Raw genomic sequence first — 23,603 nt, forward strand, 5'->3', positions numbered from 1 at the left:
TAACCCTTAGTGCATGTGCAGACCGCCGTTGATCGACATATCCGCACCTGTGATGTAGCCAGACTCTTCAGCGGCCAAGAAAGACACAATTCGACCGATCTCTTCAGGTGTGCCGAAACGGCCAACTGGGATGGTTGAACAAATCTTTTGTTGGATCGCTTCATCAATCTTAGCCACCATTGGTGTCATGATGTAACCCGGAGACACCGTGTTCACCGTCACGCCTTTTGCCGCGACTTCTTGCGCCAGCGCTTTGGTAAAGCCGTGAATACCGGCTTTTGCTGCCGAGTAGTTACACTGGCCAAACTGACCTTTTTGCGCATTCACAGACGAGATGTTGATCACACGGCCAAAGCCTTTCTCGATCATGCCGTTGATTACAAGACGCGTCATGTGGAACATGGAGTCTAAGTTTGCTGTTAGTACTTCGTCCCACTGCTCCCACGCCATCTTCTTGAATTGACCATCACGCGTAATACCTGCGTTGTTGATCAAAACATCGACCGTACCGCCCGTCATCTCTTCGACCGCTGCGATACAAGCCTCACACGATTTCGAATCGGTTACGTCGCCGTAAGCCACTTCGATCTCGTACCCATCGGCGCGCTGCGCCTCTTGCCACGCTTTTGCTTTTTCGTGGTTGCCACCGCTGTTATATCCTGCAACCACAGTGAATCCATTATCCACTAAGGCACGACAAATCGCCGCACCCAAACCACCTGTGCCGCCGGTTACCAGAGCAATACGTTTACTCATGTTCACATCCCCATTTTCCATATTATCTTGTTGTGATACTGCGACTGCTGGCTAGCTTCTTATAGAACACTGTTGGTTTTACCGCTCCATCCAATCCGTGCTCGGCTAACCTATTTTCAGCATATCGCCATTGTCTAATCTAAAGAAGCTAGACCTTAGCGTTATGGCAGTTAGAGATTGCAACTTTACGAAAGCTGAACAATACCTTTCTTATTTATCCGACTTTTAGGCATTAGAATCAAGTGATCTTTTGATCTGTTTATTGACCCAGAGAAACGCAAAGAGCGCCGAAAGCGTGTTAGCCACAACAAACGCAATGAACATCCCTTGTAAGCCAAAGAGGTGATTGGCCACCCAGGCCATCGGAATACAGAAGATAAATAACCGCGTGATGGAGATACGAAGCGCGCGCATCGGTTGGTGCAACGCATTAAAGGTAGAGGCACTTAAAAAGATCACCGCCTGCATACCAAAGCCAAGCGGCACGATCGAGATCCACAGCAACAGCGGCTCAATCACCGCCTCAGAGTCCGCAAAAAGATGCGCCACCCCGTCTTGGTTTAACCAGAGTAAGACAAACACCGTAAGCTGCCACACTAATGCAAATTTCACCGCGCCAAGATACGCGGTACGTACCCGCTTAAATTGCCCCGCCCCTAAGTTTTGACTGACAAACGGCGGTAGCGTCATCGACAAGGCCAAGCACACCAAAAGAGATAAGGATTCTAATCTCGTCCCCACACCAAAGGCAGCTACAGCCTCAGGGCCGTGTAAAGCCACCTGTGAGGTCAAAATACCACCTGCGATGGGCGTCATCATGTTGGAGAGCGCTGCCGGGAAGCCGATCTTCATCACCTTGCCCCAATGGGTTGCGATGCGCTTTAGGTTAAACGGCTCCCAAACGATCAATCGGTACTTGTGGTACAGCATCCAAATGAAGGTTAAGAATACACCGCACCAGGCAATCACACTGGCCATGGCCGCCCCTTTGATACCAAAGCCTTTCCAATCGCCGATGCCAAAAATCAACAAGGGGTCCAAGATGAAATTAAGGCCCGATGAGGCCGCCATCACGATGGCTGGGATCTTGGTATCACCCCTAGCGCGCAAGGTACTGTTCGCCACCATGTTGGTCACCATAAAGGCCGCCCCAAACCACCAGACGCTCATGTAATCGACCACGTGATCAATCAGCGAAGGCGCTGCCCCCATCCAGTGAAACACCGGCATCATCAACTCATGCGCGACAAGACTCACCGCAAAGGTAACGACAAAGGTGACTAACAAGTTATCGGTCGCCATCGACGCTGCTTCTTGATGCTCACCTGAGCCCATCAAACGGGCCAAGATTGCCGAGGTACCAATGCCAAAGCCGATCGCCAGCGATACCATGGCAAAGGTCACAGGGAAGGTAAACGCCAAAGCCGCCATCGGCTCGGTTCCGAGCTGACCTACAAAGTAGATGTCAGCGAGGTTGAACAGCATCAAGCTGACAATGCCCATCATCATCGGCCATGTCATTTTAAACAGCACACGGCGTACCGGATCGTTCAAAAGATCCAGAGATTGGACAGGCGATTTCGGCGAGGGCATAACAACAAAACTACTCGGAATGTGGGAGCTGCCATCCTACAGGGCAAGCCATGAAAGAAAAACCGGCGCAACCGCTTTTTCCCAATTTGGGATTGTTTTACCATCCCTTCATGAATCTGATATTACTCCATGAAGATCAAGCCGTTGGCCAAGGTTTGTATCGCTTATCTGGCCCAGCCTTTACCCATGTTCGCGATGTACACAAAGCCTCTGTCGGGCAGACCTTAAAAGTTGGGTTAATCGATGGGCCGATGGGCGCAGGCGAGATCACCCAATTTGGTGACGATGCCCTGACACTGAAAGTGCAATGGACGCACGAGGCACCCGCGGCGCTCCCCTGCACGCTGATTTTGGCGCTTCCCAGGCCCAAAATGATGCGTCGCATCCTTGAAACGATCAGCACCATGGGCGTTAAAGACCTGTACCTGATCAACACTTATAAGGTCGATAAAAGCTATTGGTCTACCCCCTTCTTAAATGAGGATGCCCTTCTGGAGCGACTCATAATGGGGCTTGAGCAATCCAAAGATACAAAAGTGCCCAAAGTGCATTTTCGAAAACGCTTTAAACCCTTTGTTGAAGATGAGCTACCAGAGCTTTGTCATGGCAAGCGCGCCCTCGTGGCACACCCATACGAGGCCTCCGCACTATCAAGCGAAGACATGACGTTAACCCCGACCGTATTGGCCATTGGTCCTGAAGGCGGGTTTATCCCCTACGAGGTGGATAAGCTTCAAGAAGCCGGTATGCAAAGCGTCCATATTGGTCAGCGTATCCTCCGAGTGGAAACGGCCATACCCGCCTTGCTATCCCGCCTATTCCCTTTAATTTAAAGGGGATTTTGGCGTACGACGCCCGCCAAGCTAAGTGAGAATACTTCTTATACACATTGACATTAGCAGCTTAGGCTGGAACAATTTTGTGCATATTTATAATACCTACAGGAAGTCAGTTTATGATTCGCAAGACACTTCTGGCCGCGGCCATTGGCATGTTCGGTTTAGCCCCTGCAGCTAACGCTGCTGATGAAGTAAACGTCTACTCTTACCGCCAACAATTCTTAGTTGAACCACTGCTTCAAGCCTTCACTGAGAAAACCGGTATTAAGGTCAACATCGTTTACTCCAACAAAGGTTTGCTGGAGCGTCTGGAACAGGAAGGTCAAAACACCCCAGCGGATGTTATGCTGACACCGGACATCGGCCCGATGTACGACGGTGCCGAGAAAGGCCTGTTCGCTGAAATCAACAGCGACACCATCGAGCGCAACGTTCCTGAACATTTCCAAGATCCACAAAACCGCTGGATCGGATTGACCTCACGCGCACGTGTGATCTATGCCTCCAAAGAGCGTGTTCAGCCTGGCGAGATCAACACCTACGAAGACTTAGCCGATCCTAAATGGAAAGGCCGCGTATGTACGCGAAGCGGTAAGCACACTTACAACATCTCCCTGATTGCTAGCATGATCGCCCACGACGGCGTTGAAAAAACCGAGCAATGGCTGGAAGGCCTGAAAGCCAACCTTGCGCAAAAACCGCAGGGTAATGACCGCGCTCAAGCCAAAGCGATCAAAGAAGGCATCTGTGATGTCGCATTGGGCAACTCTTACTACTTCGGCCACATGCTGACCAACGAAGAAGAGCCAGAACAACAAGAGTGGGCAAACGCGATCAACTTGGTATTTCCTAACCAAGACGGCCGTGGTGCGCACATGAACATCTCTGGCGCATCCATCACCAAGTACGCTCCGCATCCAAAAGAAGCGCTTGAGCTGGTCGAATTCCTAACCAGCCGTGATGCACAATATTTGTACGCGAATGCAAACTTTGAGTTCCCAGTACGTCCTAAGACGAAGCGCTCGGACATCATCAAAAAATACATGGGCGACTTCAAACCTGACGAAATCAACCTAAGCGAAGTCGGCGCGCTGCGTAAAGAAGCCGCTAAACTCGTTGATAAGGTCGGTTTCGATAACTGATATTGATGCACGTCCCTAAGGGCCAAACCGCCCTTTTGGTCGACTTTATCCCTCACAAACGGTAGTCTTTTGGCTACCGTTTTTTCTTAGTAAGCACACGCCATGCCAGCCCACGAACAAAGCCTTCCCTCTGTTAAACATCGCTTCAATGCTTGGTTATTCAGTAGCGGAACCATCGCCTTGATTGTGGCCTTACCCATTTTGTCCGTGTTCTACATTGCTATGTTTCCCGAAGAGAACATTTGGGAGCATCTCTACAACACCGTTTTACCCGTTTACCTGACCACAACCTTACAACTGTTACTTGGCGTTGGCTTTTTATCGTTGGCACTTGGGGTATCGACTGCTTGGGTGGTTACCATGTGCAACTTCCCGGGTAAGCGCTTCTTTGAATGGGCACTGCTTTTACCCTTTGCGGTACCGGCTTATGTGATCGCCTACGTGTATACCGATTTACTTGAGTACTCGGGTATCTTCCAAGGTTTTCTGCGAGAGCTATTCGGCTGGAAAACACCACGCGATTATTACTTCCCCGAGATTCGATCCTTAGGTGGGGCCATTACGATGCTCACCTTGGTGCTGTATCCGTATGTCTATCTGATGTGTCGTGCCGCCTTTTTAGAACAATCGAGTAGCTTGCGCGATGCTAGCCGACTTCTCGGTTGCTCACCACTGAAAAGCTTTTTTAAAGTCTCGCTGCCCATCGCCCGCCCAAGTATTGCCGTTGGCTTATCGCTGGTGGCGATGGAAACCTTAAACGATTTTGGCACCGTCGACTTTTTTGCGGTTAAAAGTTTAAGCGCCGGTATTTTCGATACCTGGCTTAACATGGGTAACTTAGGCGGGGCGGCTCAGATTGCGTCCTTAATGATGATGTTTGTTGTTGTACTTATTGTGACCGAGCGCATGAGCCGACATAAACAACAGCAGTTTCACGGTGGGGATCGCTTTAAAGCCTTCACCCCATACACTTTATCCAAAGGGAAAGCGGTCGCCGCCTTTACGCTTTGTTTTTTGCCGCTCCTGTGTGGTTTCTTGATTCCGGTTGGGGTGTTGGCCGCTTACTCAGTTAACTACACCAAACAGTTTGCGACCGCTGGGTTTCAAGATCACGCACTGCACAGCTTTACGCTGTCCGCTGGCGCCGCCCTTGCCTGTTTGGCCATTGCGGTCCTACTCAGTTACGCAAAACGCTTGAATAGCCACAACAAACCACTTGGACTTTTAATTGGCTTTTCGAGTCTGGGGTATGCTTTGCCTGGGGCCGTATTGGCACTGGGGGTTTTGGTCCCGCTTGCTCGCTTTGATAATACGGTGGATGCGTTTATGCGAGCGCACTTTGATACCTCGACAGGCTTACTCCTGAGCGGCACCACCTTTGCGCTCATTTTTGCCTACTGCGTGCGCTTTTTAGCCGTTTCAACCGGTGCGGTTTCAAGCTCGTTAGGTAAGGTGACGCCATCGATGGATATGGCTTCGCGATCTTTAGGTCACTCGCCCATGAACACCCTGTTTCGTGTGCATCTTCCTTTGATCAAAGGCGGATTACTGACATCACTCCTGGTGGTGTTTGTGGATTGTATGAAGGAGCTGCCCGCCACCTTGATCTTACGTCCGTTCAATTACGATACGCTGGCTACTTTTGTTTACCAGTACGCATCGGATCAACGCTTAGAGGAGTGTTCGCTGGCGGCGCTCTTGATTGTCGCGGTGGGGATTATTCCGGTTGTCCTTCTGAGCCGCTCCATCACCCAAACGCGCTCTTTGGATAAGAAGCCAAAAGCGCAAGATCAGGCTAAAGAAGAATGGGCTGGCGCTGCGACACCTTGATCGAGACTCGATCGCCGGGAAGAAAATCACCGCTGTGCTGATCCAGCGATGTGATCACACGGCCAGAATCCAGCTTTAGACGAAACCGCACGGCGTTGCCCATAAAGTCACGCGAGGCAACGGTTGCAACAACCTTGCCTTCACTGACAGGAATTGGACGAATATCCGAAGGACGTACAAACAGTTGCACCTGATCGTTGATCGGGCATTGGCGACCAAGGTCCATCGTTAACACACCTATCTCGGTTTCAAAGGCTTCTTCAGACACACATTTGGCACCGAACACTTCCCCCTCCCCTACAAACTGAGCGACAGCCAAGTTCGCGGGGCGATGATACAGAGTCTCGGCATCAGCCCACTGCTGCAGCTGCCCATCGGCCAACACACCAATGCGATCGCTGATCACAAACGCCTCTTCTTGATCGTGCGTTACCATAATGGCTGAAATGCCCTGTGCTTTGACGATCTCTCGTACCTCGACCGAAAGGGCTTTGCGCATGGTGGTATCGAGATTGGAGAAAGGCTCGTCCATCAAGAGTAACGAAGGCTTTGGGGCTAGCGCCCGTGCCAGTGCCACACGTTGCTGCTGACCACCGGAAAGCTCATGCGGGTAGCGGCGCGATAAATCCGGCAAGCAGACCAGTTCTAACATCTCGCTGACCCGTTTTTGCTGCTCGCTCTTGCTCAGTTTGGATAAGCCAAATGCCACGTTATCAGCCACCGTAAGGTGAGGGAACAACGCATAATCTTGGAACACCATCCCCATATTGCGTTGCTCCGGCGGCGTTGTAAGCCCGGAGCGTGAAATCACCGTCGAGTTCATCGCAATTTGGCCTGCCGCAACAGAATTAAAGCCTGCAATAGCGCGCAAGACGGTGGTTTTACCGCAACCACTTGGGCCTAATAAACAGGCAATATCGCCTTCTTTAAGATCAAACGAGACACCCTGTACGATGGTGTTATCATCGTAGGCACACGCCAAGCCCTCAACGGACAGTAAGGTCGTTTTCTGTGCGGTATCGACGGCGTGCATCATGGTCATGTGAGGTGTCCTATCAAAGCTCTGGACTAATGATAAATAAAAACAATTATCAATTATAGACGCATTGGCAAATTGCGCTTGGATCCATGATGCAGCGCAACCGACCTTGGGCCGTGTTATCGCCCACCTAGATAGCGCGTCCAATCAAAAAAGGGCCCTGGGTCTGTTTTGCGCCCAGGTGCGATATCGCTGTGCCCAGTAATGCGCGCATCGGTAATCAAGGGGTACGCCACCTGTATCGCTTGAGTAACAGCAATTAAGCTTGTGTACTGCGCATCGGTAAAGGCTTGATCATCTGTGCCTTCCAGCTCGATACCGATCGAAAAATCATTACACGCCTCTCGCCCTTCAAACTCGGATACCCCGGCATGCCAGGCACGATCATTTAAGTTCACAAACTGAACCACCGCCCCACTTCGATCAATCATCAAATGTGCGGATACCGTTAAATCGCAAATCGTCTCAAAGTATGGGTGCTCTTTTGGGTCCAATGCATTTTGAAAAAAACGCTCGACACAGCCGTTTTCAAATTGCCCAGGTGGCAGGCTAATGTTGTGAATCACCAGTAGGGAGACTTCGCCCTTCTCCCCTTTGGGGCGCTGATTGAAATTCGGCGATGCGACCCAACGGGCGCCCATCAGTACGCCGTTTTGAATTGAAAAATCGTTTTTGTAGGTGGGTTTCTCGGGCATAACTCTACTCGTTACGGGGCTTATCCGTTAAAATCCTGCGATTGAACACACACTATACGGATCTAAGCGGAATTATACAGATGCTGACTCTCGAACGCCTGCGCCCGACCATCGAAGAAAACGTACGCACTGCTTTGCAGGAAGATGTTGGCAGCGGTGACATCACCGCCGCACTGATCCCCGACACCCAACTGGCTAAAGCACGAATCATCTCCCGCGAGGCCGCCGTGATCAGCGGGGTTGAATGGGTGAAAGAGGTGTTCCGACAAGTAGACCCTAGCATGAATATCACTTGGGAGGTCAAAGACGGCGATAAGGTCGAGCCTAACCAAGTGTTGTTCACCGCCGAAGGTAAAGCCCGATCACTGCTCACGACCGAGCGCGCCGCGCTTAACTTTTTACAGTCCTTATCTGGCACGGCCACCATCAGCCAGGTGTATGCCGACAAAGTCGCACACACAGAAGTTCGCTTACTGGATACCCGAAAAACCATCCCTGGCTTACGTTTAGCCCAAAAATACGCAGTTACCTGTGGTGGCTGTTTTAACCACCGTATTGGCTTGTACGATGCCTTCCTGATCAAAGAAAACCACATCATGGCTTGTGGCGGTATCAAAGAAGCCATTCAAACCGCCCATCACAACGAACCCGGTAAGCCGGTTGAAGTGGAAGTGGAAACGCTGGAACAACTCAAAGAAGGGCTGGATGCCGGTGCCGACATCATAATGCTGGATAACTTCACTCTGGAGCAGATGCGCGAGGCGGTCGCCATCACACAAGGTAAAGCGAAGCTCGAAGCCTCTGGCAACATCACCGATGAAACGCTTGTGCCCGTGGCGGAAACCGGTGTGGATTACATTTCGATTGGTGCACTGACGAAGCACTGCACAGCGGTGGATTTATCGATGCGCTTGGTATGAACAAACGCATCATAGCATTCAACAATTTAGCGGGTTAGCGGGCTTTGTGGTTTATTGACAAATCGCAAAGCCGAGCAAGCTCCAGTCATCCTCGCGCTGAATCTTCAACACATCATACACTTCGACTCGAAGCCCTTGGATAGGCAAGTTTTCAGCCAGCATCAACTCACAGGCTTTTTGCGCAGCTTCCTCGCCAGTAGCTTCACCAGGAACAATACCTATGGCTAGGATTTTGTCGTCATTCCACCAGACGGGGCGGGCGGGGAAGAGAGAGCTGGCTTGTAGGGTGGATTCGGCTTTTTGTTTTACCTCGTTGCTTAACTGGTCTTTGTTCAGTTGAATAAATAATGTAACCAGCACTGAAGAAAGAATAAGCAAGGTAATTATTATTCTTTTCATAATTGATGAGTTCCAAATATAAAAAAGGCGCAACAGCGCCTTTTTTATAAAAACTTAAAGTTTAGCGGCATTCAGCCGGACGCAAGTTTGCTGCTAGAGTACCACCAGTACAATTCCAGGTAATAGAACCTGTAGGAACAGTGCCCGAAACTAACGCAGCACCACCAGATTGAGGAACTAGAGTAATAGTATTATTTGCTGCAGCTACTGCCGCAGTGTAAGTAATGGTGATAACACCATCAGCTCCGTTAATACCAACAGAAGTAACGTTAGTAGTTGCTGTAGGTGGAGTCCAACCTGCACCTAGCGCTGTTGCAGAAGAAGCGTTTTCAGCAACTGTTGTTTTAGCAGCAGCAGCCAATGTCAAACCTTCTGTTACCCGCGCACGGATTGTGTAATCCTGATAAGCAGGCAGAGCGATTGCCGCCAAAATACCGATGATCGCAACTACGATCATTAATTCTATTAACGTAAAGCCTTGTTGTTGCTTTTTCATTGAGTTTTCTCTCCAACGAGTTTCTTGATAGAACGAATGTGGATGTTATGAAAGCGACTTCCTTGTGTAGGCAGCGCTCCATGCCATTCTAGCCTAACTTTTCAGAAATGCTAGTTTGGACATCCGTTTGTTTTAAATTTAAGTTTGCGTACATTTTCAATTGGTTACGCTGGTGCTATTGTTACCATTGTGTATGAACATTCTGTGAACAGTTCTCAAGAGTTTTAACATTAGCTGGAGTGCACATGCAGGTGCAGCAACCGTTAAGCGGCCTGGCCCGCCGTTTAGTGAAAGATGGCGTCTTCTCTGCAGAGGTCGCGCGCGAGGCAATTGAAAAAGCCCGCGCTGAAAAAATCCCCTTTATCAGTCATATCATTGATGAGCGCTTAGTCACGCCTTTACGCGCAGCAACGGCAGCGTCCGATGAGTTTGGCTTACCTTTGTTTGATATCAGCAGCTTGCAACCCAGCATCATTCCAGAAGGCTTGGTCACCGAGAGCTTAATCCTAAAGCACCACGCCATCCCTATCTCTAAAAAAGAGAATCGCATTTTTGTTGCGTTGTCCGACCCCACCAACATTCAAGCGCTGGATGAGTTTAAGTTCCATACCGGGGTCACGACCGAAGGGGTTATAGTCGAAGAAGATAAACTTCGCGCGTTTATCGAATCGGCACTTGAGGGCCAAGGCTCGACACTTGATGACTTAGATGATGCCGATTTAGACAGCTTAGACATCGCGGATGACGAGCCTAAAGCTGACGAACCCACCAGCGAAGATGCAGCAAAAGACGCCCCTATTGTTCGCTTTGTGAACAAAATATTGCTTGATTGCATCAAAAAAGGCGCATCGGATATTCACTTTGAGCCTTATGAGAAGAGCTATCGCATCCGAAGCCGTATCGATGGCATTTTGCAAGAGATTGCCAAACCCCCAAGTAACTTGGCATCCCGCTTGTCGGCACGTTTAAAGGTTATGTCCCAGATGGACATCTCCGAAAAGCGCTTACCGCAAGATGGCCGCATTAAGATGAAACTCTCTAAAACGCGCGCCATTGATTTTCGAGTGAATACACTGCCAACCCTTTGGGGTGAGAAAATCGTACTGCGTATTTTGGACCCCTCCTCCGCCAAGATGGGAGTTGATGCCCTTGGCTTTAACCCCGTGCAGAAAAAGCTATACATGGATACCCTCCATAAGCCACAAGGGATGATTTTGGTTACAGGCCCAACCGGTAGTGGTAAAACCGTAAGCTTGTACACAGGCTTGAACATCCTAAATACACCGGAGCGTAACATCTCCACCGCGGAAGACCCGGTGGAGATCAACCTAGAAGGGATCAACCAAGTCCACGTAAATGCCAAGGTAGGTTTAACCTTTGCCGAAGCATTAAGATCCTTCCTGCGTCAAGACCCGGATGTCGTCATGGTCGGTGAGATTCGTGACTTAGAAACTGCCGAGATCGGCATTAAAGCCGCTCAAACTGGCCACATGGTGCTCTCGACCCTTCACACCAACAGCGCGCCGGAAACCCTCACGCGTTTACGCAACATGGGGGTTCCCTCCTTTAATATAGCTACATCCGTCAGTTTGATCATTGCTCAGCGACTCGCTCGTCGTTTGTGCGAGCACTGTAAAACCCCAATGGATATACCCGAGGCGGCACTTTTAGATGAAGGGTTCTCGCCCGAGCAGATTCAAAACTTAGAGATTTTTGAGGCCAACAGCGAAGGCTGCTCTAAGTGCAACAAGGGCTACAAAGGCCGTGTGGGTATTTACGAGATGCTCCCGATGAGCTCCGAAATTGCCGAAGTGATCATGAACAACGGTAACTCGTTGGATATTATTCGGGTCGCCAAAACGCAAGGGTTCCGCACCCTTCGTCAAACAGGCCTTGATAAAGTGGCCGAAGGGATTACCAGCCTTGAAGAGATGAACCGAGTCATCAAGGTTTAACCACCGCAACCGATATTACGTAGATAGAATATAAGCAGTAAGGATAACGGGCTTCATGGCTAAGAAAGAGAAACCGCCAGTTACGTTTCAGTGGCAAGGTAAAGATAAAAACGGTAACGCCAGTAAAGGCAAAATTGACGCACCGGACGTTGCTACGGCCAAAGCTTTATTGCGTAAACAAGGGATTCTGCCAGGCAAGGTTGCTAAGCAGTCTTCACTGTCTTTTTTCAGCAAGAAAAACGCAGCCATTAAGCCAATGGATGTCGCACACTTTACCCGCCAAATGGCGACCATGATGAAATCTGGCGTGCCTCTTTTGCAAGGGATGGACATTGTTGCGAACGGTGCCGAGAAAGCCAAAGTCAAAGATTTGATCTACGACATTCGAAGCTCGGTGAACAGCGGTAGTGACTTTGCAAAAGCGCTGGAAGACCACCCTAAGTATTTTGATGATTTATACTGCAGCTTAGTGGGTGCAGGCGAACAGTCCGGTGCACTCGAAGAGATGCTCGATCGAATCGCCACATACAAGGAAAAGGTCGAATCGCTCAAAGCCAAAATCAAAAAAGCGATGACCTACCCAATTGCCGTATTGGTCGTTGGTATCATTGTCTCGGCTATTTTGTTGATAAAAGTGGTGCCGCAATTTGAGAGTATCTTCTCAAGCTTTGGCGCCGACCTGCCTGTATTTACCCGTTTTGTTCTTAACCTCTCGGAAACGGTACAAGCCTCTTGGTACATCATTTTTGGCGTTATGATTCTAGTGGGTTATTTGTTCACCTACTTTAGAAGAACCTCTCAAAAGTTCTCGGACGCCATTGACCGTATGGTCTTAAAAATACCTGTTTTTGGAGCAATTTTGCAAAAAGCCGCTATTGCACGATTCTCGCGCACGCTTTCAACAACCTTTGCCGCAGGTGTCCCTTTGGTGAATGCCTTAGATTCCGCAGCGGGTGCATCCGGCAATGTCGTTTACCGCAATGCCATCATCCAGATCCGTAATGGTGTGTCGACCGGTCAATCGCTCCAGAACGCCATCAACATGACCGGCGTATTCCCCAATATGGCGGTACAAATGATCTCGATTGGTGAAGAAGCAGGCTCCTTGGACATGATGCTGGATAAAGTCGCTTCCTTCTATGAAGAAGAGGTTGATAACGCCGTCGATAACATCTCCAGCCTGATGGAACCGTTCATCATGGTGATCTTGGGTACCTTGGTGGGCGGCTTGGTCGTTGCAATGTACCTTCCGATCTTCCAGCTCGGTAATGTGGTTTAAGCAATGTTTGATTCCATCTGGTTTACTTTACAAACCCAGCCAATTTTAGCGGTAAGCGTGATCGCAATCCTGTCCCTTTTGGTGGGCAGTTTTTTAAACGTTGTGATTTATCGCCTTCCGGTCATGATGGAGCGGGAATGGCAAGCCAATGTTAAGGACTACCAAGAAGCACTGGCCGACGGCTCGGTTAAAGAGCACGATTTAACTAGCCGACTTAGCCTATCCGTACCCCGCTCGCGTTGCGGGAAATGCGGTCACGCCATTCGTTGGTACGAAAACATCCCCGTTATCAGCTACCTCTTTTTAAAGGGACAGTGCAAAGGCTGTAATACGCCGATCAGTTTACGATACCCCGCCATCGAATTGCTGACTTGCTTGGTCAGCGCATTTACCCTCTGGCACTTTGGTTTCAACTGGCCTGGCCTTGCGGCGGTTGTATTAACTTGGTGTCTGATCAGTTTGATCTTCATTGATATCGACCATCAACTCTTACCCGACAGCATCACCCTGCCCCTTTTGTGGCTGGGGCTGTTACTCAATACCCAAGGTTTATTCACAAGCTTAGAGTCCGCCATTTGGGGTGCGGCTTTAGGGTATTTGAGCCTCTGGAGTGTTTATTGGGCCTTTAAGCTTATTACTGGCAAGGAAGGCATGGGCTATGGTGATTTTAAGCTGCTCGCCGCGTTAGGCGCGTGGTGCGGCGCGACCAGCCTGCCGCTGATCATTCTGCTTTCATCCGTTGTCGGTGTGATCTTCGCGGTGGTGATGATGCTGAGCAAGCGTTTAGCCAAAGGTAACCCAATTCCGTTTGGACCTTACCTTGCGATCGCTGGTTGGATTGCCCTTCTGTATGGCGAGCAGATCATCCAGAGCTATTTAGGTCATTTCTAAATGATTGTTGGTCTTACGGGTGGGATTGGCAGCGGTAAAAGTGCCGTCAGTGATTACCTAGCTAAACGCGGCTACCCCATTATCGATACGGATGTTTTGGCGCGTGAAGTTGTGAAGCCCGGTTCAGAGGGATTAGTCGCCATTGCTGAGCATTTTGGCAAAAGCGTGATTAATCAATACGGTCAGCTGGATCGGGCGGCCCTTCGGCAGCGCGTCTTCAAAGACAGCACCGAGAAAGCCTGGTTAGAGGCCCTGCTACACCCTATGATTCGCACACTGATGCTGGCCGAGCTACACAAGCACGAGCCAAACGCGCCGTTTGTTGTACTCTCCTCCCCTCTACTGCTTGAAACCGACCAGCACACCTTGGTGGATACCATTGTGGTTGTTGATCTGCCGGAGTCACTGCAGATTGAGCGTGCTAGCCAGCGAGATAAAAACAGCGTGGATCAAATCAAACGCATTATGGCGAATCAAGTTAGCCGTCAAAAACGGCTGGCAAGCGCGAACACAGTATTGGATAACAGCGGCACGCTAGAAAACCTGTACCAGCAAATCGATCAATTCTGCGAGACGATTCGCTAAACGTCACTGACCACCTCTTGAAATTCATGCCGTGCGCTTTACACTTGCCAATATGACTAAAAAATCCGATAGCCCTTCACATTCGTCGCAACCAACCGTAGCTTGCCCCACCTGTAAGCAATCGATGGTATGGTCTAGCAGCAACCCAAACCGACCTTTTTGTTCAGAGCGGTGTAAGCTGATTGATTTAGGTGAATGGGCCAGTGAATCCTATAAAGTAGCCGCCGCACCCAGCTTTGACGAGTACGACGACTTTAGCTCAGCAATGGACCCCAACCAGCAACCACCGGGTACAGTCCACTAGAGCGCTTTACCCTTTTATTCCGTTAACCAATCGGATATGCCCGCAACACCTTGCGCACCGCTCTCAATGGCCTTAGATAGGTGCGCAGCGTTTAAGCCACCCAGCAAAAACACTGGAAGCTGCGCTTCACCGACCCATTTAGCGGCTGTATCCCAACCAATACCATGTAACTCAGGGTGTGAAGCCGTCGGAAGCACCGGAGATAAAAACGCCCAATCCAACTGACATTCACTCGCTTTCTGAAGTTCAGCTTCATCATGGCACGATGCACTGATCCATCCACTGAATCGCTCTCGATAGATGTTTAACTCATCCACCGTCAGTTCAGCTAGCCTGTGCCGATTTAAGTGAACCCCATCGGCCTTTAAATTGATGGCCGTTTTAACATCGCTGTTGATCACAACCGTCCTACTGCCCATCGCCGCTTTTAAGGCCTTGTAGCGCATTTTTAGCTCAGCCAAGCCTTGCGTATTATCACGAAGCACAATCATCTCTGCACCATTTTCTACGGCGGTATGAGCCGCAGCAATGCACTGCTCGTTTGAGTCCGTCTCTGGGGTGATAAACACCGTCTTTGGTAAACGTACGGCATTCACAATAGGGGCGTTGGCAGCGGGGAATGACAAGTTGTCAAACTCAGCAAGCGTAAACCAACCGGTGTCTTGCCCTTCGGCACCATTAGGCTCACCGGTAAACTCGGTAACGGAAAAGACATCCAGTACCACGGATTTATCGGGGTAGTGATACGGAATTTTGATCAAAGGGGTCGCTTTGGTTACATCAATGCCAACCTCCTCTAGCAGTTCACGTTTGAGCGCTACCAAAGCGGTTTCACCCGCTTCGACTTTACCACCTGGGAATTCCCAAAGCCCACCTTGGTGTTTATCCATCGGGCGTTTGGCTAAAAACACACGACCATCGCTACCATAAATGACGGCCGCAGCAACATGGATAATGCTCATTCATCCATCCTTATTGATCAGTATAAAAAAAAGCCTCCGAAGAGGCTTTCTATCGAATAGAAATTAGATCAGCTGCGGTAGTCCGCATTGATCGATACATAATCGTGCGAGAGGTCCGTGGTCCAAACTGTCTCGTTGATGCTTCCACGCTTTAACACGATGCGAATTGTGATCTCTTCTTGGTTCATCACCGATTGACCAGCCGCTTCGGTATAGCTTGAAGCACGACCACCATCACGCACAATGCACACCTCGTTGAGGTAGATTTCCAGCGCATCCAAATCGAGCGCCTCAATACCAGCACGGCCCACGGCTGCCAAGATGCGGCCCCAGTTAGGGTCGCTGGCAAACAGTGCCGTCTTCACTAAGGGCGAGTGAGCTACCGTGTAGGCCGTTTGCAGCGCCTCTTCAGAGGTTTTGGCTTGTTCGACATCGATGGTGACCAGCTTAGTCGCCCCCTCGCCGTCGCGCACGATGGCCAGCGCAAGCTCTTTAAGCACATCATTAATGGCGGCTTTAAAGATTGCCAGTGATTCGGCATCGCCTTCTTGAACGTCAACACCTGAGGCGCCAGAGGCGATCAACATGCAAGAGTCATTCGTAGAGGTATCACCATCAATCGTAATACGGTTAAACGACTGATCAGCGGCTTCTGACAGCACTGATTGCAGCAGGGCTTGATCAACCTTCGCATCGGTAGCGATAAACGCCAGCATGGTTGCCATGTTCGGCATAATCATACCCGCGCCTTTGGAGATACCGCTGATGGTAATCGACCCTTGCGGCAATTCGACAATACGGGTCGCCCCTTTAGGGCGCGTATCTGTCGTCATGATGCCTTCGGCTGCGCTTTCCCAAAGGTTTTCGGAGAAACCGTTTACGGCCTCCTTAAACACCCCAGTAATTTTACCGACGGGTAACGGCTCACCAATGACCCCCGTGGAGAACGGCAGTACCGCTTCTGGCGTAACACCTAACTCGTTGGCTAATGCTTCACAGCAGGCTTTGGCATCGACCATGCCCTGCTTACCCGTACCCGCATTCGCATTACCGGTATTGATGAGTAAATAGCGCGCTTGGCCTTTTGCCAAATGCGCTTTAGATAAAGTTACAGGTGCGGCACAGAAGGCGTTTTTAGTGAACACGCCGGCAACCGAACCTTGCTCGCTCAGCTCGAAAATGACCACATCTTTTCGGCCCGGTTTTTTAATACCTGCGCTTGATACACTGATTCGAACGCCGTTTACCGGGTTCATAACGGGCAAAGTGGATGGTCCAACGGCCATGCTGCTTCCTCTTAGAAACCTAAAATACGATTGAAAACCAAGAAAGCAGCCATCTGGCTGCTTTCTGAAAGTGAGTCAATATTAACTTAACTTACCGTGACATTGTTTGTATTTTTTACCCGAACCACATGGACATGGGTCATTACGGCCAACCTTTGGTGCTTCTCGTACAAAGGTGTCACCGCCTTCTTGGGCTTGCTGCTCAGCGGCCTCGGTGGCTTCTGCTTCGTCAAGTGCAGGTTCTGCCGCATGCTCAAAATTCATCGGTTGCTGTTCCGCTTGCTCACGACGTTGCTGCTCCATGGCCTCAACCTCTTCTGGCAACTGAATACGCACATGGCTGATGACTTTGATCACATCGCGTTTGATGTTTTCAAGCAGCGATTGGAACAACTCGAACGCTTCGCGCTTGTATTCCTGTTTCGGGTTTTTCTGAGCATAACCGCGCAAGTGAATACCCTGGCGCAGATGATCCATCGTTTGTAAGTGCTCTTTCCAAGAGGTATCGAGCACCTGCAACATCACCTGCTTTTCGAACAAGCGAATGGTTTCGGAACCGGCCATCGCTTCTTTCTCGGCGTAAACGCCTGCCACTTCGCCTTGAATCTTCTCGCGAAGGGTTTCCTCGTGCAGGCTGTCGTCGTTATCGAGCCATTCCTGAATCGGCATGTTCATCGCAAACTCAGCTTCAATGGCCTTTTCAAGACCCGGAATATCCCACTGCTCTGCCATGGATGCAGGCGGAATGTAATTACTAATGGTGTTATCAACCACCTCTTCACGCACCGCCGTGATGGTTTCAGAGATGTCATCCGACGCCATCAGCTCGTTACGTTGCTCATAGATTCGGGTACGTTGATCGTTCGCAACATCATCGTACTCAAGCAAGGATTTACGGATATCAAAGTTACGCTGCTCAACTTTACGCTGCGCTTTTTCGATCGCGTTGGTCACCATCTTGTGTTCAATCGCTTCGCCGTGATCCATACCCAAAGCTTGCATGAAGCCACGTACGCGATCCGATGCAAAGATACGCATCAGATCATCTTCAAGCGACAGGAAGAAACGGGAAGAACCCGGGTCACCTTGACGGCCAGCTCGACCACGCAACTGGTTATCGATACGACGCGACTCGTGACGCTCGGTACCAATGATGTGTAAACCACCGGCTTCCAGCACTTGCTGATGACGTTTTTCCCAATCCTGACGGATGGCGGCTTCTTGTTCCGGCGTTAGGTTTTCAGTTTCGGCCAGTTCTAGCTCCAACTTACCGCCCAGCATGATGTCGGTACCACGACCGGCCATGTTGGTTGCGATGGTCACCGCCCCCGGACGACCCGCTTCCGCGATGATGTTCGCTTCGCGCTCGTGGTTTTTCGCGTTCAGAACGTTATGCGTAATGCCCGCTTTGTTTAGGTATTGGGAGATCAGCTCAGAAGACTCGACCGATGCAGTACCCACTAACACAGGCTGCTTGCGCTCTTGCGCTTCGCGAATCTCTTTGATAATCGCCTCGTACTTTTCCTGCATGGTCAGATAGATCAAGTCGTTCTGATCTTTACGGGAAATCGGACGGTTGGTTGGAATTACAATCACATCCAAACCGTAGATCTGACGCAGCTCCACCGCTTCGGTGTCGGCCGTACCTGTCATACCGGACAATTTGTTGTACAAACGGAAGTAGTTCTGGAAAGTCGTTGAGGCCAATGTTTGGCTCTCAAGCTGGATCGATACACCTTCTTTGGCTTCGACCGCTTGGTGCAAACCTTCGCTCCAACGACGACCAGGCATGATACGGCCCGTGTGCTCATCCACGATGACTACTTGGTTATCCTGAACGATGTAATCTTTGTCACGCTGGAACAGATAATGGGCGCGCAAACCCGCCTGTACGTGATGCAGTTTATTCAGGTTGCTTGGTGCGTATAGGCTTTCGCCCTCTTCCAGCAGCCCTTCTTTGGTGAGCAGTTCTTCAACCAGTTGGTGACCAGCTTCAGTCAGTTCCACTGAGCGGTTTTTCTCATCCACAACGAAGTGCTCGCTGATCTCTTGCTCTGTGTCTTTCGGGTCGATTTCGCCATCAAAACGCTTTAAGTAAGGGATCAAGGTATTGATACGCTTGTACATCGCCGAGCTGTCTTCAGCAGGGCCAGAGATGATCAACGGAGTACGCGCTTCATCGATCAGTATGGAGTCAACTTCATCGACAACCGCAAAGTGGAAATCACGTTGCACTTTGTCGTTCAGGCTGAATGCCATGTTATCGCGCAGATAATCAAAGCCGAATTCGTTGTTGGTACCGTAGGTGATGTCACACGCGTACGCCGCACGCTTCTCGTCTGGTAACTGACGAGACAACACAACACCTACGCTTAAACCTAGGAATTCATACAGAGGGCGCATCCAGTCAGCATCACGGCTTGCCAAGTAGTCGTTCACGGTAACGACGTGCACGCCTTTGCCTTCCAACGCATTCAAATACACAGCCAAGGTACCTACCAAGGTCTTACCTTCACCGGTACGCATCTCAGCGACGTTACCTTCGTGCAAGGTGATACCACCGATCATCTGCACGTCAAAGTGACGAAGCCCTAACGAGCGCTTAGAGGCCTCACGCGTTACCGCAAAAGCTTCTGGTAAAAGACTGTCAATTGTCTCACCTTTTGCCAGACGCTCTTTAAACTCGAGGGTTTTCGCCTTGAGCTGGTCATCAGTTAATTGACTGATCTCCTCTTCGAGGGCATTGATCTGCTTAACCAGCTTGCCCATGCGTTTGAGTTCACGATCATTTTTACTACCAAAAACTTTTTTAACTAATGAAGTCAGCATACGTGTAAGTCTTTCCGTTTGAATCAGACGCTGAGTGGAATGCTCTGCATTAAAAGTGCCCTATCATAGCGTTATATGGGCAAAAATGAGAATCACAATAGATTAATCCCGGTTTTTTTCAGCGTTATGTCAGTCCGTAGGTAAAAAAATGCCGGGAATCTCCCGGCATCATGGCGTTTATCAGAATGCGAGCGCAGGTTGCGCAAACGCAATCGGGGCACGTTGAAGAGGCGCTTCCTCTTCGAACGTGACAATTTCATAAGCATCCGGTTGATCCAACAAGGTGCGCAGCAGCATGTTGTTCATATAGTGACCGGACTTGTAGCCGTAATACTCACCGATGATCGGCTTACCCATAAGGTAAAGATCGCCAATGGCATCCAGCACTTTGTGCTTCACAAACTCATCATCGTAGCGAAGGCCTTCATCGTTGAGGATCTTGTCATCATCGACAACGATCGCATTTTCCATACTGCCGCCCAGCGCTAAGTTTTGTGAGCGCAGGTACTCGAAGTCGCTCATAAAACCAAAGGTGCGTGCACGGCTGATTTCACGAATAAACGAAGAGGTCGAGAAATCCAAAAACGTCTCTTTGTTTCGCCCTTCAAACGCGGGGTGTTCAAACTCAATTTTGAAACCCAAGCGAAAGCCATCGTACGGTTTAAACGAGGCGATCTTATCATCAGCCGTAAAGGCGACCTCTTTTTTGATTCGTACAAACTGCTTAGGGGCTTCTTGCTCTTCAATGCCTGCCGATTGAATCAAGAAAACAAACGGCGCAGCACTGCCATCCATAATGGGGACTTCTTCAGCGGTTAATTCGATGATGGCATTATCAATACCTAACCCCGCAAGGGCCGACATCAAGTGCTCAACCGTCGAGATGCGCACATCGCGCTCGCCGCCTAAATTGGTTGATAACGTTGTGCTAACAACGTTGGTCGCAAATCCTTTAATCTCAACCGCAGGCACAACATCGGTGCGGTAGAATACGATCCCCGTATTCTCAGGCGCAGGCTTGAGCGTCAGGAACACTTTTTTACCCGTGTGTAGCCCGATACCCGTCGCCTTGATGCTGTTTTTTAGTGTTCTTTGTTTAATCATTCATGTGCCAATGGTGGTCGAAAAATATGGCCGAAGTGTAACAAATTCGCCGTTTTGCAACAATAAGGGAGCCCATTGGACTCCCTTATTGACACGTTAGCACAAGGCTATCGATTGAGATTTCACCGCGTGGATTAGTCCACCTGACGACGCAGGTAGGTTGGGATATCCAACACGTCTACGTCCTCTTCGGCTTTGTGCTTTTCACGCTTAGCAGGCTCAAGGAGTGCTTCCTGTTTTTGACGACGCAAAACGGACGGAAGTTCAATTTGCTCAGCTTTTGGGGCCACCGGTTCCTCTTTTTTAGCGGCAACCGGTTCAGGCTTTCCCACAGATTCGCGCTTATCAAAGCCAGTCGCGACAACCGTCACTTTGAAATCATCAACCATTTCTGGGTCAATCACCGTACCAACAACGATGGTCGCATCATCCGAGGCGTATTCCTCAACGATGTTACCGACTTCGGTAAATTCGCCCAAGCTCAGATCCAAACCAGAGGTGATGTTCACCAAGATACCGCTGGCACCTTTAAGATCCACATCTTCCAGCAGCGGAGAGTTGATCGCCGCTTCCGCCGCCTTAGTCGCACGATCTTCACCGCGCGCTTCACCGGTCCCCATCATCGCCATGCCCATTTCGGACATAACTGTGCGCACGTCAGCAAAGTCGACGTTGATCATACCCGGACGCGTAATCAAATCCGCGATGCCTTGTACAGCGCCACGCAACACATCGTTAGCGGTACTAAACGCATTGATCAAGGAGCAATTGCGCCCCATAACCTGCATCAGTTTTTCGTTCGGGATGATGATCAAGGAATCTACGTTTTCGCGCAGTTCTTTGATCCCTTCAAACGCGATCGACATGCGCTTGCGCCCCTCAAACGGGAAAGGTTTGGTCACGACCGCCACGGTCAAGATACCCAAATCCTTAGCAACAGAGGCAACGACTGGTGCTGCGCCCGTTCCCGTACCACCGCCCATACCGGCGGTGATGAAGACCATATCCGCGCCTTCGAGCATCTCAGCGATGCGTTCGCGGTCTTCATTGGCGGCCATGCGTCCCACTTCTGGGTTCGCACCGGCACCTAAACCTTTTGTGGTGTCGCCACCGAGTTGAATCACGGTGCTGGCAGACATGTTCATCAATGCCTGAGCATCGGTGTTGGCACAAATGAAGTCGACCCCATCTAGGTCGCTTTTCACCATGTGTTCAACGGCGTTGCCACCGCCACCGCCGACACCGATCACTTTGATCACTGCACTCTGTGGAACGCTATCTAATAGCTCAAACATAATACTCTCCTGTCGGGTTCCACGCCCTGAACTGCATTCCGGCGATTTTTCCGAGTCCCTTCTGTTAATTCCTAAATTTTTTAAAAGTTGCCTTTAAACCAATCTTTAATGCGCGTCGCTAAACCTGGCCCTTCTGGCTTGGGCTTCTGAGGTTTTGGCTTGCGCTCGATCGCGATCGGTTCAGGCTCGATGTTCGCTTCCATAACACGCGTCTCCGTGCTGGCCGGAACATGCGCAGTGGTCGCTCCGCTGTTCGCTATGCCGCCCAAAGAGGCGTAGTGCAAAAGTCCCATCCCTGTAGAGAAGATCGGGTTTTGCAAAATATCATCCATTCCGCGGATGCCATGCGGCATCGCTAATCGGACCGGCATGTGGAAGATCTCTTCAGCAAGCTCTACCACACCTTCCATCTTGGCCGTACCGCCGGTCAGTACAATCCCAGCCGGGATCAAATCTTCAAAGCCGCTGCGACGCAGCTCTGTCTGAATTAAGGTGAACAACTCATCGTAACGCGGCTCTACCACCTCAGCGAGCGCCTGACGTGAAAGATCACGCGGCGGGCGATCACCCACGCTTGGCACCTTGATGGTTTCATCCGCGTTGGCCAGTTGTGCTAAGGCACACGCGTATTTGATTTTAAGTTGTTCCGCATGTTGCGTGGGCGTACGCAGCGCCATCGCAATGTCGTTGGTCACTTGGTCACCCGCGACAGGGATCACACCCGTATGGCGAATTGAGCCGCCAGTAAACACCGCAATGTCGGTGGTGCCACCGCCGATGTCGACCATGCAAACGCCTAGGTCTTTTTCATCTTCGGTCAAGACCGCGTAGCTTGAAGCCAACTGCTCCAGCACCACCCCATCCACTTCTAAGCCGCAGCGACGCACGCATTTTTCAATGTTTTGAATCGCGTTTGTAGCTCCTGTCACCAGATGCACTTTGGCCTCAAGACGTACACCGGACATGCCCAATGGCTCTTTGATCCCCTCTTGGTGATCGATCAGATACTCTTGGGGCAAAATGTGCAGGATACGTTGATCGGCCGGTATCGCTACGGCACTTGCCGCATCGATCACACGCTCAAGATCATGCTCCGTCACTTCGCGATCACGAACCGCGACAATACCGTGTGAATTTAAACTGCTGATGTGACTGCCGGCGATACCCACGGTTACAGAGTGGATTTTACACCCAGCCATCAGCTCAGCTTCTTCGACGGCACGGTGGATCGAATTCACCGTCGACTCAATGTTAACCACGACACCGCGCTTTAAACCACGCGATGGGTGGGAACCAATCCCCACCACTTCGAGCTGACCGTCTGGGCGTACCTCGGCCACCAGGCACACCACTTTTGAGGTGCCGATATCCAGTGCGACGATCATACTTGCTTCTGATGCCATC

21 protein-coding genes are annotated in these 23,603 nt (G+C 50.4%); 9 read left to right on the forward strand and 12 right to left on the reverse strand.

The genetic code is table 11. The annotated features are described in order from the left end of the window. Positions 1-6: 6 nt before the first annotated feature. Positions 7-756 carry an acetoacetyl-CoA reductase gene (phbB, locus tag ACXAF9_RS00420; protein ID WP_475069252.1) on the reverse strand — a complete coding sequence of 250 codons (750 nt, stop codon included), beginning with the start codon at positions 754-756 and terminating at the stop codon, positions 7-9. Between the two features lie 225 nt (positions 757-981). After that, positions 982-2,349 (reverse strand): MATE family efflux transporter, encoded by a 1,368-nt coding sequence (locus ACXAF9_RS00425; RefSeq protein WP_475069253.1) that lies wholly within the window; start codon positions 2,347-2,349, stop codon positions 982-984. A gap of 110 nt (positions 2,350-2,459) precedes the next feature. Between ACXAF9_RS00425 and ACXAF9_RS00430 the strand changes: the two genes are divergently transcribed. From ACXAF9_RS00430 to ACXAF9_RS00440, 3 genes are all read left to right on the forward strand, one after another. Further along, positions 2,460-3,182, forward strand: a complete 723-nt coding sequence (locus tag ACXAF9_RS00430; protein WP_475069254.1) for a 16S rRNA (uracil(1498)-N(3))-methyltransferase — start codon at positions 2,460-2,462, stop codon at positions 3,180-3,182. A gap of 122 nt (positions 3,183-3,304) precedes the next feature. Continuing rightward, complete coding sequence (locus tag ACXAF9_RS00435) at positions 3,305-4,330, forward strand: Fe(3+) ABC transporter substrate-binding protein (protein WP_475069255.1); 1,026 nt, start codon at positions 3,305-3,307, stop codon at positions 4,328-4,330. Positions 4,331-4,432: 102 nt separating this feature from the next. Continuing rightward, positions 4,433-6,160: an ABC transporter permease gene (locus tag ACXAF9_RS00440; RefSeq protein ID WP_475069256.1), complete on the forward strand. Its 1,728-nt coding sequence runs from the start codon at positions 4,433-4,435 to the stop codon at positions 6,158-6,160. On the opposite strand, the gene ACXAF9_RS00445 is transcribed toward ACXAF9_RS00440, so the two are convergent. Beyond that, positions 6,126-7,202 (reverse strand): ABC transporter ATP-binding protein, encoded by a 1,077-nt coding sequence (locus tag ACXAF9_RS00445; RefSeq protein WP_475069257.1) that lies wholly within the window; start codon positions 7,200-7,202, stop codon positions 6,126-6,128. The two genes, ACXAF9_RS00440 and ACXAF9_RS00445, sit on opposite strands and share 35 nt — an antisense overlap. A gap of 116 nt (positions 7,203-7,318) precedes the next feature. After that, the gene (gene ampD / locus ACXAF9_RS00450; protein ID WP_475069258.1) at positions 7,319-7,894 is read right to left on the reverse strand and encodes a 1,6-anhydro-N-acetylmuramyl-L-alanine amidase AmpD; all 576 of its coding nucleotides are present in this window, start codon (positions 7,892-7,894) and stop codon (positions 7,319-7,321) included. An 80-nt stretch (positions 7,895-7,974) separates the two neighbouring features. On the opposite strand from ampD, the gene nadC reads away from it, so the two are divergent. After that, on the forward strand, positions 7,975-8,814 hold the full coding sequence (nadC, locus tag ACXAF9_RS00455; protein WP_475069259.1) for a carboxylating nicotinate-nucleotide diphosphorylase: 840 nt from the start codon (positions 7,975-7,977) through the stop codon (positions 8,812-8,814). A gap of 51 nt (positions 8,815-8,865) precedes the next feature. On the opposite strand, the gene ACXAF9_RS00460 is transcribed toward nadC, so the two are convergent. Next, a complete protein-coding gene (locus ACXAF9_RS00460; RefSeq protein WP_475069260.1) occupies positions 8,866-9,213 on the reverse strand; it encodes a hypothetical protein in 348 nt (115 codons plus the stop codon). A 61-nt stretch (positions 9,214-9,274) separates the two neighbouring features. Then, positions 9,275-9,709: a pilin gene (locus tag ACXAF9_RS00465; protein WP_475069261.1), complete on the reverse strand. Its 435-nt coding sequence runs from the start codon at positions 9,707-9,709 to the stop codon at positions 9,275-9,277. A 245-nt stretch (positions 9,710-9,954) separates the two neighbouring features. Between ACXAF9_RS00465 and pilB the strand changes: the two genes are divergently transcribed. From pilB to yacG, 5 genes are read left to right on the forward strand one after another with little or no spacing between them, the layout of a single operon-like run. After that, a complete protein-coding gene (gene pilB, locus ACXAF9_RS00470; RefSeq protein WP_475069262.1) occupies positions 9,955-11,664 on the forward strand; it encodes a type IV-A pilus assembly ATPase PilB in 1,710 nt (569 codons plus the stop codon). A gap of 55 nt (positions 11,665-11,719) precedes the next feature. Then, positions 11,720-12,943 (forward strand): type II secretion system F family protein, encoded by a 1,224-nt coding sequence (locus tag ACXAF9_RS00475; protein WP_475069263.1) that lies wholly within the window; start codon positions 11,720-11,722, stop codon positions 12,941-12,943. Between the two features lie 3 nt (positions 12,944-12,946). Then, on the forward strand, positions 12,947-13,834 hold the full coding sequence (locus tag ACXAF9_RS00480; protein ID WP_475069264.1) for a prepilin peptidase: 888 nt from the start codon (positions 12,947-12,949) through the stop codon (positions 13,832-13,834). After that, positions 13,835-14,419, forward strand: coding sequence for a dephospho-CoA kinase (coaE, locus tag ACXAF9_RS00485; RefSeq protein ID WP_475069265.1), 585 nt, complete (start codon positions 13,835-13,837; stop codon positions 14,417-14,419). It begins immediately after the preceding gene. 52 nt (positions 14,420-14,471) lie between these two features. Beyond that, positions 14,472-14,723 carry a DNA gyrase inhibitor YacG gene (gene yacG / locus ACXAF9_RS00490; RefSeq protein WP_475069266.1) on the forward strand — a complete coding sequence of 84 codons (252 nt, stop codon included), beginning with the start codon at positions 14,472-14,474 and terminating at the stop codon, positions 14,721-14,723. A 14-nt stretch (positions 14,724-14,737) separates the two neighbouring features. Here yacG and ACXAF9_RS00495 read toward each other — a convergent pair whose 3' ends face one another. The 6 genes from ACXAF9_RS00495 to ftsA all read right to left on the reverse strand — a co-directional run bounded on the left by ACXAF9_RS00495 (position 14,738) and on the right by ftsA (position 23,602). Further along, positions 14,738-15,685 (reverse strand): Nudix family hydrolase, encoded by a 948-nt coding sequence (locus ACXAF9_RS00495; protein ID WP_475069267.1) that lies wholly within the window; start codon positions 15,683-15,685, stop codon positions 14,738-14,740. Between the two features lie 68 nt (positions 15,686-15,753). After that, the gene (gene argJ / locus ACXAF9_RS00500; RefSeq protein ID WP_475069268.1) at positions 15,754-16,971 is read right to left on the reverse strand and encodes a bifunctional glutamate N-acetyltransferase/amino-acid acetyltransferase ArgJ; all 1,218 of its coding nucleotides are present in this window, start codon (positions 16,969-16,971) and stop codon (positions 15,754-15,756) included. Positions 16,972-17,052: 81 nt separating this feature from the next. Beyond that, positions 17,053-19,800 carry a preprotein translocase subunit SecA gene (gene secA, locus ACXAF9_RS00505; protein WP_475069269.1) on the reverse strand — a complete coding sequence of 916 codons (2,748 nt, stop codon included), beginning with the start codon at positions 19,798-19,800 and terminating at the stop codon, positions 17,053-17,055. A 180-nt stretch (positions 19,801-19,980) separates the two neighbouring features. Further along, on the reverse strand, positions 19,981-20,904 hold the full coding sequence (lpxC, locus tag ACXAF9_RS00510) for a UDP-3-O-acyl-N-acetylglucosamine deacetylase (protein ID WP_475069270.1): 924 nt from the start codon (positions 20,902-20,904) through the stop codon (positions 19,981-19,983). Positions 20,905-21,038: 134 nt separating this feature from the next. Then, complete coding sequence (gene ftsZ / locus ACXAF9_RS00515) at positions 21,039-22,199, reverse strand: cell division protein FtsZ (protein ID WP_475069271.1); 1,161 nt, start codon at positions 22,197-22,199, stop codon at positions 21,039-21,041. Positions 22,200-22,279: 80 nt separating this feature from the next. Beyond that, a complete protein-coding gene (gene ftsA, locus ACXAF9_RS00520) occupies positions 22,280-23,602 on the reverse strand; it encodes a cell division protein FtsA (RefSeq protein ID WP_475069272.1) in 1,323 nt (440 codons plus the stop codon). Position 23,603 lies beyond the last annotated feature (1 nt).

Source organism: Neptunomonas sp. ABH4_499 (assembly GCF_056160565.1).

Excerpts from the sequence above, each read along its gene's own strand:
- ampD (WP_475069258.1), bottom strand. The coding sequence starts at position 7,894 with ATGCCCGAGAAACCCACCTACAAAAACGATTTTTCAATTCAAAACGGC.
- ftsZ (WP_475069271.1), bottom strand. The coding sequence starts at position 22,199 with ATGTTTGAGCTATTAGATAGCGTTCCACAGAGTGCAGTGATCAAAGTG.
- coaE (WP_475069265.1), top strand. The coding sequence starts at position 13,835 with ATGATTGTTGGTCTTACGGGTGGGATTGGCAGCGGTAAAAGTGCCGTC.
- pilB (WP_475069262.1), top strand. The coding sequence starts at position 9,955 with ATGCAGGTGCAGCAACCGTTAAGCGGCCTGGCCCGCCGTTTAGTGAAA.
- lpxC (WP_475069270.1), bottom strand. The coding sequence starts at position 20,904 with ATGATTAAACAAAGAACACTAAAAAACAGCATCAAGGCGACGGGTATC.
- ACXAF9_RS00445 (WP_475069257.1), bottom strand. The coding sequence starts at position 7,202 with ATGACCATGATGCACGCCGTCGATACCGCACAGAAAACGACCTTACTG.
- ftsA (WP_475069272.1), bottom strand. The coding sequence starts at position 23,602 with ATGGCATCAGAAGCAAGTATGATCGTCGCACTGGATATCGGCACCTCA.
- ACXAF9_RS00440 (WP_475069256.1), top strand. The coding sequence starts at position 4,433 with ATGCCAGCCCACGAACAAAGCCTTCCCTCTGTTAAACATCGCTTCAAT.
- yacG (WP_475069266.1), top strand. The coding sequence starts at position 14,472 with ATGACTAAAAAATCCGATAGCCCTTCACATTCGTCGCAACCAACCGTA.
- ACXAF9_RS00495 (WP_475069267.1), bottom strand. The coding sequence starts at position 15,685 with ATGAGCATTATCCATGTTGCTGCGGCCGTCATTTATGGTAGCGATGGT.
- ACXAF9_RS00425 (WP_475069253.1), bottom strand. The coding sequence starts at position 2,349 with ATGCCCTCGCCGAAATCGCCTGTCCAATCTCTGGATCTTTTGAACGAT.
- argJ (WP_475069268.1), bottom strand. The coding sequence starts at position 16,971 with ATGGCCGTTGGACCATCCACTTTGCCCGTTATGAACCCGGTAAACGGC.
- ACXAF9_RS00465 (WP_475069261.1), bottom strand. The coding sequence starts at position 9,709 with ATGAAAAAGCAACAACAAGGCTTTACGTTAATAGAATTAATGATCGTA.
- ACXAF9_RS00430 (WP_475069254.1), top strand. The coding sequence starts at position 2,460 with ATGAATCTGATATTACTCCATGAAGATCAAGCCGTTGGCCAAGGTTTG.
- ACXAF9_RS00435 (WP_475069255.1), top strand. The coding sequence starts at position 3,305 with ATGATTCGCAAGACACTTCTGGCCGCGGCCATTGGCATGTTCGGTTTA.
- phbB (WP_475069252.1), bottom strand. The coding sequence starts at position 756 with ATGAGTAAACGTATTGCTCTGGTAACCGGCGGCACAGGTGGTTTGGGT.
- ACXAF9_RS00475 (WP_475069263.1), top strand. The coding sequence starts at position 11,720 with ATGGCTAAGAAAGAGAAACCGCCAGTTACGTTTCAGTGGCAAGGTAAA.
- ACXAF9_RS00480 (WP_475069264.1), top strand. The coding sequence starts at position 12,947 with ATGTTTGATTCCATCTGGTTTACTTTACAAACCCAGCCAATTTTAGCG.
- ACXAF9_RS00460 (WP_475069260.1), bottom strand. The coding sequence starts at position 9,213 with ATGAAAAGAATAATAATTACCTTGCTTATTCTTTCTTCAGTGCTGGTT.
- nadC (WP_475069259.1), top strand. The coding sequence starts at position 7,975 with ATGCTGACTCTCGAACGCCTGCGCCCGACCATCGAAGAAAACGTACGC.
- secA (WP_475069269.1), bottom strand. The coding sequence starts at position 19,800 with ATGCTGACTTCATTAGTTAAAAAAGTTTTTGGTAGTAAAAATGATCGT.